5 protein-coding genes are annotated in these 11,924 nt (G+C 71.2%); all 5 read left to right on the top strand.

The window, feature by feature from the left end:
• The coding region (locus tag DPV74_RS33230; protein WP_162923203.1) for an alpha-1,4-glucan--maltose-1-phosphate maltosyltransferase at window positions 1-2,177 on the top strand (2,177 nt) is incomplete at its 5' end.
• Window positions 2,177-5,590 carry a maltose alpha-D-glucosyltransferase gene (treS, locus tag DPV74_RS33225; protein WP_091921851.1) on the top strand — a complete coding sequence of 1,138 codons (3,414 nt, stop codon included), beginning with the start codon at window positions 2,177-2,179 and terminating at the stop codon, window positions 5,588-5,590. The genes DPV74_RS33230 and treS, both read left to right, overlap by 1 nt.
• The gene (gene glgB / locus DPV74_RS33220) at window positions 5,587-7,794 is read left to right on the top strand and encodes a 1,4-alpha-glucan branching protein GlgB (RefSeq protein ID WP_091921718.1); all 2,208 of its coding nucleotides are present in this window, start codon (window positions 5,587-5,589) and stop codon (window positions 7,792-7,794) included. The genes treS and glgB overlap by 4 nt, the downstream gene beginning before the upstream one ends.
• A gap of 32 nt (window positions 7,795-7,826) precedes the next feature.
• Window positions 7,827-9,941 carry a glycogen debranching protein GlgX gene (gene glgX, locus DPV74_RS33215; RefSeq protein WP_059687741.1) on the top strand — a complete coding sequence of 705 codons (2,115 nt, stop codon included), beginning with the start codon at window positions 7,827-7,829 and terminating at the stop codon, window positions 9,939-9,941.
• Window positions 9,942-9,949: 8 nt separating this feature from the next.
• Window positions 9,950-11,821, top strand: coding sequence for a malto-oligosyltrehalose trehalohydrolase (treZ, locus tag DPV74_RS33210; protein WP_091921716.1), 1,872 nt, complete (start codon window positions 9,950-9,952; stop codon window positions 11,819-11,821).
• Window positions 11,822-11,924 lie beyond the last annotated feature (103 nt).

The raw sequence follows: 11,924 nt of genomic DNA, 5'->3' as shown, positions 1-11,924 counted from the left end.
TCGTCACGCACGACGGTGCGCAAGCCAACCCGCCCGCCGCGCTCGAACCGTTCACGCTCGAACCCGGCGCATACGCGCTGCTGCATGCGTGGCCGGCACCGCCCGCCACGACACGCGCCGACGCCGCGCGCGAGCGCGGCGCGCTGTCCGCCGCGCTCGCGGCCGACCGGATCGCGATCGAGCACGTCGAGCCGTCGGTCGACGGCGGCCGCTTCGCGGTCAAGCGCGTGATCGGCGAGACGCTCGTCGTCCATGCATCGATCTTCACCGACGGGCACGCGCATCTCGCGGCCGCGCTGCAGTGGCGCGCCGCCGGCGACGACGACTGGCGCGAAATCCCGTTCGAAGCCGAACCGAACGACGGCTGGCACGCACGCGTCACGCTCGACCGGCTCGGCCGTCATGAGTTTCGCGTGATCGCGTGGCGCGACGACTGGGCGTCGCTCGTCGACGATGTCGCGAAGAAAGACGCGGCCGGCCAGGACGTGACGCTCGAACTGCGCGAAGCGCAGCTGCTGCTCGCGACCGCGCTCAGGCTCGCCGATCCGCTCGACACGCACGCGCTCGCGCGAATGGAACAGCTGGCCGCCGGGTTCAAGGACGCGCCGGCCGACGCGCGGCTCGCGCAACTCGGCGCGGCGCCGCTCGCCGATGCGTTCGCGGCGCTGCGCTACCGCCCGTTCGTCACGCACACGACACCCTTCCCGGTCGACGTCGAGCGCCGCGCGGCGCGCTTCTCGAGCTGGTACGAGATGTTTCCGCGCTCGGCGAGCGACGATCCGGACCGGCACGGCACGTTCGACGACGTGATCGCGCACCTGCCGCGCATCCGCGACATGGGTTTCGACGTGCTGTATTTCCCGCCGATCCACCCGATCGGCACGACCGCGCGCAAGGGCCGCAACAACAGCCTGACGGCCGGCCCCGACGACGTCGGCAGCCCGTATGCGATCGGCTCGCCGGACGGTGGCCACACGGCCGTGCATCCGCAGCTCGGCACGCTCGAATCGTTCCGCGCGCTGGTCGACGCCGCGCGCGGTCACGGGCTCGAGATCGCGCTCGATTTCGCGATCCAGTGCTCGCCCGACCATCCGTGGCTCGCCGCGCATCCGGGCTGGTTCGCGTGGCGGCCCGACGGTTCGCTGCGCTTCGCGGAGAATCCGCCGAAGCGCTACCAGGACATCGTGAACCCCGATTTCTACGCGCCCGATGCGTTGCCCGACCTGTGGCTCGCGCTGCGCGACGCGATCCTGTTCTGGGTCGACGCGGGCGTGCGGATCTTCCGCGTCGACAACCCGCACACGAAGCCGCTGCCGTTCTGGGCGTGGATGATCGACGACGTGCGCGGCCGGCATCCGGACGTCGTGTTCCTGTCCGAGGCGTTCACGCGGCCGGGGATGATGTATCGCCTCGCGAAAGTCGGCTTCTCGCAGTCGTACACGTACTTCACGTGGCGCGAGTCGAAGCGCGAATTCATCGACTACCTGACCGAGCTGACGGCCGGCCCCGCGCGCGAGTTCTTCCGCCCGAACTTCTTCGTCAACACGCCCGACATCAACCCGCGCCACCTGCAGAACGCGCCGCGCACGCAGTTCGTGATCCGCGCGGCGCTCGCGGCGACGCTGGCCGGGTCGTGGGGCATGTACTCGGGCTTCGAGCTCGGCGAATCGGCGCCGCTGCCGGACAGCGAGGAATACGCGAACGCGGAGAAGTACGAGCTGCGCGCGCGCGACTGGCGCCGCGCCGCGCACATCGGCGCCGAGATCGCGCGGCTGAACCGCGCGCGACGCGCTCACCCGGCACTGCAGACGCATCTCGGCATCACGTTCGCCGACGCGGACAACGACGCGGTGCTCGTGTTCGTGAAGGCGACGCCGGCGTTCGACAGCGTGGTCGCCGTCGCGATCAGCACCGACCCGTGGCATCCGCAGGTCGCGAACTTCACGCTCGACGCATCGCTGTGGCGCGGTTTCGGGCTCGTCGACGGCGAACCGCTCGACGCGCTCGAACAGGACGCCACGCACGCGGAAACCTGGCGCGGGCATCGCCAGTACGTCTCGCTCGATCCGCACGTGCGGCCGTATGCGATCTGGCGGCTCACGCCGTCTCCAGGCGCCGCGCGGGCGGCGGCGCGCGAACCGGGCGACGCCCGGCCCATTTCGGGAGCCCATGGATGATGAAACGCGAAGATTCCCTCGACGACGTACGTCGCGCACAGTTCCCCTCGCTCGAGCCGGCCGGCACGCCGCGCCGGCGCCGCGCGCGCCGCCGCGCACCGGCGCTCTGCGCGGACGATCCGCTGTGGTACAAGGACGCGATCATCTACCAGGTGCACGTGAAGTCGTTCTACGACTCGAACAACGACGGCATCGGCGATTTCCCCGGCCTGATCGCGAAGCTCGACTACATCGCCGAACTCGGCGTCGACACGATCTGGCTGCTGCCGTTCTACCCGTCGCCGCGCCGCGACGACGGGTACGACATCGCCGACTACCGCGACGTGCATCCCGACTACGGCACGCTCGCCGACGTGCGGCGCTTCATCCGCGAAGCCCATGCGCGCGGCATCCGCGTGATCACGGAGCTGGTGATCAACCACACGTCGGACCAGCATCCGTGGTTTCAGCGCGCGCGCCGCGCGAAACCGGGCTCGAATCACCGCGACTACTACGTGTGGTCCGACACCGACACGAAATACGCGGGCACGCGGATCATCTTCCTCGATACGGAAACGTCGAACTGGACCCACGACCCGCTCGCCGGCCAGTACTACTGGCACCGCTTCTATTCGCACCAGCCCGACCTGAACTTCGACAACCCGGCCGTCGTGCGCGAGGTGCTGCAGGTGATGCGCTTCTGGCTCGACCTCGGCATCGACGGGCTGCGGCTCGACGCGGTGCCGTATCTGGTCGAGCGCGAAGGCACGAACAACGAGAACCTGCCCGAGACGCACGCGATCCTGAAGCAGATCCGCGCGACGATCGACGCCGAGTACCCGAACCGGATGCTGCTCGCCGAAGCGAACCAGTGGCCGGAGGACGTGCAGGAGTATTTCGGCGACGAGAACGAATGCCACATGGCGTTCCACTTCCCGCTGATGCCGCGCATCTACATGTCGATCGCGAGCGAGGACCGTTTCCCGATCGTCGACATCATGCGGCAGACGCCGGCGCTCGCGCCGAGCAACCAGTGGGCCGTGTTCCTGCGCAACCACGACGAGCTGACGCTCGAGATGGTCACCGACTCCGAGCGCGACCTGCTGTGGCAGACCTACGCGAGCGACCGGCGCGCGCGGCTGAACCTCGGCATCCGGCGCCGGCTCGCGCCGCTGATGGAACGCGACCGGCGCCGCATCGAGCTGATCAACTCGCTGCTGCTGTCGATGCCCGGCACGCCGGTGATCTATTACGGCGACGAGCTCGGGATGGGCGACAACATCCATCTCGGCGACCGCGACGGCGTGCGCACGCCGATGCAGTGGTCGTCGGACCGCAACGGCGGCTTCTCGCGCGCCGACCCCGAACTGCTCGTCTTGCCGCCGGTGATGGGCTCGCTGTACGGCTATGACGCGGTCAACGTCGAGGCGCAGACACGCGACCCGCATTCGCTGCTGAACTGGACGCGCCGCATCCTGTCGACCCGCCGCGCGTCGCAGGCGTTCGGGCGCGGCACCATCCGCTTCCTGCGCCCGGAGAACCGCAAGGTGCTCGCGTACCTGCGCGAGCTGGACGGCCACGATCCGGTGCTGTGCGTCGCGAACCTGTCGCGCGCGTCGCAGGCCGTCGAACTCGACCTGTCCGGATTCGCGGGCCGCGTACCGATCGAGATGACGTCGGATTCCCCGTTTCCGCCGATCGGCCAGCTCCCGTATCTCCTCACCTTCCCGCCGTACGGCTTCCTGTGGTTCGTGCTCGCCGAACATGGGCGCGAGCCGTCGTGGCGGCAGCCGCACGCGGAAGCGCTGCCCGAATACGTGACGCTCGTGATGCGGCGCGGCGAGGCGCGGCCGAACCTCGAGCAGTTGCACACGCTCGCGCACGATGCACTGCCGTCGTGGCTCGCGCGGCGGCGCTGGTTCGCGTCGAAGGACCGCACGATCGGCGAAGCCAGGCTGAACGTCGTCACGCCGGTGCCGGGCGAGCCGTTCGAGTATGCGGAGGCCTGGGTCGAAGCGGGCGCGCAGCGCGACGTCGAACGCTACGTCGTGCCGCTCGCGGCCGCATGGGGCGGCGAGACCTCGCAGCCGCTGTTCACGCAGCTCGCGCTCGCGCGCGTGCGGCGCGGCCACACGATCGGCTACCTGACCGACGCGTTCGCGCTGCCGGCGTTCGCACGCGGGATGCTGCGCAAGCTGCGCGACGGCGCCGTGGTGCCGACCTCCGACGGCGGCCGCCTCGCGTTCCTGCCGGAAGACGCGCTCGCCGCGCTCGACCCCGGCGACGACGCCGAAGTGCGCTGGCTCGCGGCCGAGCAGAGCAACAGCTCGCTCGTGATCGGCGACGCGATCGTGCTGAAGCTGGTGCGCAAGGTCGCGCACGGCGTGCATCCGGAAGCGGAAATGAGCCGCTACCTGACGCGGATCGGCTACCCGAACACCGCGACGCTCGCGGGCGAAGTCGTGCACGTCGACCCGGACGGCACGCCGCACACGGTCGCGATCCTGCAGCGTTATGCGGACAACCAGGGCGACGCGTGGACGCGCTCGTTCGACTTCCTGCGCCGCGCGGTGGACGAACTCGCGCTGCCGGCCGCGGACAACGACGAAACCGACGAAGCAGACGAGGAACCCGAAGCGCTGCTCGGCTACGCGGCGTTCGCGGGCATCATCGGCACGCGGCTCGGCCAGCTGCACGTCGCGCTCGCGCAGCCGGCCGACGACCCCGCGTTCGCGCCGGAGCGGGCGACGCCCGGCCATGTCGACGGCTGGTGCGCGGACGCGATCGCGTCGTTCGAGCAGGCGCTCGACGTGCTGCACACGCGGCTCGATGCGCTCGATCCCGCGATGCGCGCGGCGGCCGACACGCTGCTCGCGTCGCGCGACGCGGCCGTGCGGGCCCTCGGCGCACTCGTGCCGCGCACGCTCGACGCGCAATGCATGCGGATTCACGGCGACTTCCATCTGGGGCAGGTGCTCGACGTGCAGGGCGACGCGCTGCTGATCGACTTCGAAGGCGAGCCGGCGCGCCCGCTCGAGCGCCGCCGCGCGAAGTCGCATCCGCTGCGCGACGTGGCGGGCCTGCTGCGCTCGCTGTCGTATGTGAGCGCGACCGCGCAGTTCGCGATCGAGAAGGCGCCGCCGCAGGCGGCCGGCCGCAAGCGTGCGCTGTTCGACCGCTTCGGGCAGGCCGCCGCCGACCGTTTCGTCGACTGCTATCGCGCGGCCGCCGACCTCGCGCCCGCACGCTTCGTCGATCCGCGCTACGCCGACCGCCTGCTCGCGCTGTTCCTGATCGACAAGGCGTCGTACGAGCTGTGCTACGAAGCGGCGAACCGCCCCGACTGGCTGAGCGTGCCGGTCGGCGGGCTCGCGGCGCTGGTCGAACGGCTGCTCGACGACGGCGGCGCATCCGACGACGGAGGCACGCGATGACCGATACGCTGTTCGAACGGTCCGACATCGACGCGCTGCTCGCCGGACGTCATCCCGATCCGTTCGCGTGCCTCGGCCCGCACGGGCAGACCGGCCGCACCATCGTGCGCGCGCTGCTGCCCGGCGCGACCGGCGTGCACGTGCTGTCGCCCGACGGCGACGAACTCGGCACGCTCGACTGCGTCGATCGCGCCGGCTGCTTCGCGGGAACGATCGCGCGCAACGGCGGCGTCCCGCACTATCTGCTCGCGGTCGACTGGCCGGACGCGCGGCAGGTGATCGACGATGCGTACGCGTTCGGCACGCTGCTCGACGACGCGACGCTCGCGCGCCTGTCGGCCGGCGATCCGGCCGCGGTGCTCGACTGCCTCGGCGCGACGCCGCTGCGCATCGACGACACCGACGGCGTGCGCTTCGCGGTCTGGGCGCCGAACGCGCAGCGCGTGTCGGTGGTCGGCGATTTCAACGCATGGGACGGCCGCCGCCATCCGATGCGGCTGCGGCAGCCGTCGGGCGTGTGGGAGCTGTTCGTGCCGGGCATCGGCGCGGGCGAGTGCTACAAGTACGAACTGCGCGCGGCCGACGGGCGCGTGCTGCCGCACAAGGCCGACCCCTGTGCGCGCGCGACCGAGGCGCCGCCGCGGACGGCGTCGGTGGTCGCCGACGTCGCCGCGCTCGACGCGTTCGCGTGGCACGACGAGGGCTGGATGCACGCGCGGCCGCGTGCCGACCGCTACCGCGTGCCGTGGTCGATCTACGAGGTGCACCCGGAATCGTGGCAACGCGTGCCCGACGAGATGAACCGCAGCGCGACGTGGGACGAGCTCGCCGAGCGGCTGATTCCGTACGCGCGGGGCATGGGCTTCACGCATATCGAGTTCATGCCGATCGCCGAGTACCCGTTCGGCGGGTCGTGGGGCTACCAGCCGCTCGCGCAGTTCGCGCCGTCCGCGCGCTTCGGGCCGGTCGACGGCTTCGCGCGCTTCGTCGACCGCGCGCATGCGGCCGGCATCGGCGTGCTCGTCGACTGGGTCCCCGCGCATTTCCCCGACGATCCGCACGGCCTTGCGCAGTTCGACGGCACCGCGCTGTACGAGCACGCCGACCCGCGCGAAGGCTTGCACCCCGACTGGCACACCTGCGTGTTCAACGTCGGGCGTACGGAAGTCGGCGCGTTCCTCGCCGCGTCGGCGCTCGCGTGGGCGCGCCGGTATCACGTCGACGGCATCCGCGTCGACGCCGTCGCGTCGATGCTGTACCGCGACTATTCGCGCAAGGAAGGCGAATGGGTGCCGAACGTGCACGGCGGCCGCGAGAACCTCGAATCGGTCGCGTTCCTGCGCATGCTGAACGACACGCTGCACGGTGCGGCCGCGCCGGCCGGCGTCGTCACCGTCGCGGAGGAATCGACCGCGTGGCCGGGCGTCACCGCGCCGACCGGCGACGGCGGGCTCGGCTTCGACTTCAAGTGGAACATGGGGTGGATGCACGACACGCTCGCGTACCTGCGCGAAGACCCGGTGCACCGCCGCTATCACCACGACCGGATGACGTTCGGGCTCGTGTACGCGTTCTCCGAGCGCTTCGTGCTGCCGCTGTCGCACGACGAGGTCGTGCACGGCAAGGGCTCGCTCGTCGCGAAGATGCCGGGCGACGCGTGGCAGCGGCTCGCGACGCTGCGCGCGTACTTCGGCTTCATGTGGGCCCACCCCGGCAAGAAACTGCTGTTCATGGGCAGCGAATTCGCGCAATGGGCCGAGTTCGCGCACGACGCGACGCCGCACTGGGACCTGCTCGACGCGCCCGCGCATCGCGGCGTGCAGCGGCTCGTGCGCGACCTGAACCGCACGTACGCGGCGGAACCGGCGCTGCATGCGCTCGACTGCCACGCGGCCGGCTTCTCCTGGCTGATCGGCGACGACCGCGACAACAGCGTGTTCGCGTTCGCGCGCCGCGACGACGCCGGGCACCTCGTGGTCGCCGTCTGCAACTTCACGCCGGTGCCGCGCGCGGCCTACCGCATCGGCCTGCCCGCCCCCGGGCAGTGGCGCGAACTGCTGAACACCGATGCCGCCCCGTACGGCGGCACCAACGCCGGCAACGACGGCGCCGTGTGGGCCGAGGCCGTGCCCGCGCACGGCGAGGCGTGGTCGGCACTGCTGCGCCTTCCGCCGCTCGCGACACTGTGGCTGACCCCCGCCTGATTACCCGCGCCCTCGACACGGAGATCCGCCCCATGCCGACCGCCCTGCCCGCCCGTCTCGAATCCGGCCGCAGCTATCCGCTAGGCGCGACCTGGGACGGCCTCGGAACCAATTTCGCGGTGTTTTCCGCGCACGCGCAGCGCATCCAGCTGTGCGTGTTCGATCCGACCGGCCGCAAGGAGCTCGCGCGCCTCGACCTGCCCGAATGCACCGACGAGGTGTGGCACGGCTACCTGCCCAACGCGCATCCGGGCACCGTGTACGGGTTTCGCGCAGACGGCCCCTACCAGCCGCAGCACGGCCATCGCTTCAATTCCACCAAGCTGCTGCTCGACCCGTACGCGCGCAAGCTGGTCGGCCAGTTCCGCTGGTCGGACGCGCTGTTCGGCTATCGCGTCCATTCGAATCGCGCGGACCTGTCGATGGACCGCCGCGATTCGGCGCCCGCGATGCCGAAGTGCGTGGTGGTCGACGAGGCGTTCGACTGGAGCACCGACCGGCGCCCGCGCGTGTCGTGGCGCAACACGGTGATCTACGAGACCCACGTGCGCGGCACGTCGATGCGCCGCGCCGGGTTGCGCCCGCCCGAACGCGGCACGTTCTCGGCATTCGCGCATCCCGCGTTCATCGATCACCTGCTGTCGATCGGCGTGACGACGGTCGAGCTGCTGCCCGTCCACGCGTTCCTGCAGCAGCGCGCGCTCGTGAACCGCGGGCTGCGCAACTACTGGGGCTACGACACGGCCGCGTTCTTCGCGCCGGAGCCCGCGTATCTCGCGACGCGGCGGCTCGACGAGATGCGCATCGCGATCCGGCAGCTGCATGCGGCCGGCATCGAGGTCGTGCTCGACGTCGTCTACAACCATACGTGCGAGGGCAACGAGCTCGGCCCGACGCTGTCGTGGCGCGGCCTCGACAACGCGAGCTACTACCGGCTCGTGCCGGGCGACCAGCGCTTTCATGTCGACGAGACGGGCTGCGGCAACACGCTGAACCTGTCGCATCCGCGCGTGGTGCAGATGGTGATGGATTCGCTGCGCTACTGGGCCACCGCGTTCAACGTCGACGGCTTCCGTTTCGACCTCGGCGTGACGCTCGGGCGCGAGGCGCACGGATTCGATCCCGGCGCGGGCTTCTTCGACGCGCTGCGGCAGGACCCGGTGCTCGCGCAGCGCAAGCTGATCACCGAGCCGTGGGACCTCGGCCCCGGCGGCTACCAGCTCGGCCGCCATCCGCCCGGCTTCGCCGAGTGGAACGACCGCTTTCGGGACACCGTGCGGCGCTTCTGGCGCGGCGACGCGGGCCAGCGGCCGGAGCTCGCCGCGCGGCTCGCCGGGTCGGCCGACCTGTTCAACCACCAGCGGCGCCATACGTGGGCATCGGTCAATTTCGTCACCGCGCACGACGGCTTCACGCTCGCCGATCTCGTCTCGTATTCGGCGAAACACAACGAAGCGAACGGCGAGGACAACCGCGACGGCCGCGACGACAACTGCAGCGCGAACTGGGGCGCCGAAGGGCCCACCGACGATGCCGCGATCCGCGCGGTGCGCGCGCGCGTCGCGCGCTCGATGCTCGCGACGCTGTTCACCGCGCTCGGCACGCCGATGCTGGTGGCCGGCGACGAGTTCGGCCGCACGCAGCACGGCAACAACAACGCGTATTGCCAGGATAACGAGCTGTCGTGGCTCGACTGGGACCTCGCTCACGGCGACGAAGCCGTGACGCTGATGCGCTTCGTGTCGCGGCTCGCCGCGCTGCGGCGCATGTATCCGGTGATGTCCGCGCCGGGTTATCCGTCGGGCGACCGCGACGCCGCACCGGGCATGGCCGAGATCGACTGGTTCGACGAGCGCGGCGCCGCGATGACCGTGCCCGCGTGGCAGGACCGCGAACGCCGCGCGCTGACGATGCGGCGTGTCGGCACGGGCCGCACCGGGCGCACCGAGGCGCTGCTGGTGATGCTGAACGCGTCGTCCGAGACGATCGTGTTCGCGCCGCCCGCGCCGGTGCTCGAATACCGCGTGCTGGTCGACACGGCCACGCCCGACGCCGGCCCGCGCAACTGGCCGGCCGACGGGCTCGACGTCGCCGCGCATGCAGCCGCGATCGCGGTGGCCGCCGTGCCGCCCGACCCGCCCTCCTGAGGACCGCCATGACATCCCGTTCCGACCGTCCAACCGGCACGCACGCGTTCGAATCGTCGTTCGGCGCGACCTGCGTCGATGCCGACCGCACGCGCTTCCGGTTTTGGGCGCCCGCCAGCCGCACGGCCGCCGTCGAACTGCACGACGACAGCGAACACACGATCCCGATGACACCCGTCGGCGACGGCTGGTTCGAGACGGTCGCGCCGTGCGGCCCGGGCGCGCTGTATCGCTACCGCCTCGACGACGGTTTCACCGTGCCCGACCCGGCGTCGCGCTTCCAGCCCGGCGGCGTGGACGGCCCGAGCCAGGTCGTCGATCCGGCGTCGTATCGCTGGCGCGACGGCGCATGGCGCGGCCGGCCGTGGCACGAGACGGTGCTGTACGAGTTGCACGTCGGCGCATGCGGCGGCTACGCGAGCGTCGAGCGGCGGCTGCCGGCCATTGCCGCGCTCGGCGTGACCGCCGTCGAGCTGATGCCCGTCAACGCGTTCCCCGGTTCGCGCAACTGGGGCTACGACGGCGTGCTGCCGTTCGCGCCCGACGCGTCGTACGGGCGGCCCGAGGAGCTGAAGGCGCTCGTCGACACCGCGCACGGGCTCGGGCTGCAGGTGTTCCTCGACGTCGTGTACAACCACTTCGGCCCCGAAGGCAACCTGCTGCCGCGCTACGCGCCCGCCTTCTTCCGCGACGACCGGCGGACCGCGTGGGGGCCCGCGATCGATTTTTCGCACCCGCAGACGAGCGCGTTCTTCATCGAGAATGCGCTGTACTGGCTCGAAGAATTCCGTTTCGACGGGCTGCGCATCGACGCCGCGCACGCGATCGGCGACGACGCGTGGCTGCGCGAACTCGCGCGCCGCGTGCGGGCGGTTGCGGGCGACACACGCCACCTTCATCTCGTGCTCGAGAACGAACGCAACACGGCGAGCCTGCTCGGCCCCGGCGGTTTCGACGCGCAGTGGAACGACGACTTCCACAACAGCGCGCACGTGCTGCTGACCGGCGAGCGCGACGGCTACTACCGCGCATACGCCGACGCGCCGCTGCGCCATTTCGCGCGCACGCTCGGCGAAGGTTTCGCGTACCAGGGCGAACCGTCGCCGCTGCACGACGGCGCCGCGCGCGGCGAGCCGAGCGCGCACCTGCCGCCCACCGCGTTCGTCACGTTCCTGCAGAACCACGACCAGATCGGCAACCGCGCGTTCGGCGAGCGGCTGCGCGCGCTCGCGAACGACGACGCGGTGCGCGCGGCCACCGCGCTGATGCTGCTCGCGCCGCCGATCCCGCTGCTGTTCATGGGCGAGGAAGACGGCAGCACGCAGCCGTTCCAGTTCTTCACGGACTATCGCGGCGCGCTCGCCGACGCGGTGCGCGAAGGCCGGCGCCGCGAATTCGCGGCGTTTCCCGCATTCGCCGATCCCGCGCATCGCGACCTGATTCCCGACCCGAACGACATCGCGACGTTCGTCCGTTCGTCGTCGCACCATCCGCCGGACGACAACTGGCCCGATGCGGCCGCGTGGCAGCGCTTCTACCGCAGCGCGCTGACGGTGCGCGCGGTGCTCGTGACGCCGCATCTGCCGGGTGCGCGGGCACTCGGCGTCGACCTGCTCGCGGGCGACGGCGACCCTGCGGCGCTCGTCGCGCGCTGGCGCCTCGGCGACGGCAGCACGCTGTCGATCGCGCTGAATCTCGGCTCGCTCGACGCGGCACTGCCCGAACTACCGGTCGGCAAGATCGTGTTCGAGACGCCGCCGCGCGCCCGCGACCGGCTGACCGACCTGAAGCTGCCGCCGCGCGCGTGCATCGCGTGGCGGGACGGTGCGGTCAATCACGATGCGCGGCATCATCGCGCGAACGGGCAGAGCCGATCATGACGACCGACGTTTCGATCTCGACCCTCGCGCACGCGGCCGGCCTGGACGCCGACTGGACCGATGCCGGCGGCATCGCGCGGCGGGTGGACGATCGCGCGCTCGC

Source organism: Burkholderia sp. HAN2018 (genome assembly GCF_024704855.1).
Lineage (GTDB): Bacteria > Pseudomonadota > Gammaproteobacteria > Burkholderiales > Burkholderiaceae > Burkholderia > Burkholderia cepacia.
This window is presented reverse-complemented; position numbering and strand designations above follow the sequence as displayed.

Coding starts and splice junctions, on each gene's coding strand:
- glgB (WP_091921718.1), top strand. CDS start 5,587: ATGACCGATACGCTGTTCGAACGGTCCGACATCGACGCGCTGCTCGCC.
- treS (WP_091921851.1), top strand. CDS start 2,177: ATGAAACGCGAAGATTCCCTCGACGACGTACGTCGCGCACAGTTCCCC.
- treZ (WP_091921716.1), top strand. CDS start 9,950: ATGACATCCCGTTCCGACCGTCCAACCGGCACGCACGCGTTCGAATCG.
- glgX (WP_059687741.1), top strand. CDS start 7,827: ATGCCGACCGCCCTGCCCGCCCGTCTCGAATCCGGCCGCAGCTATCCG.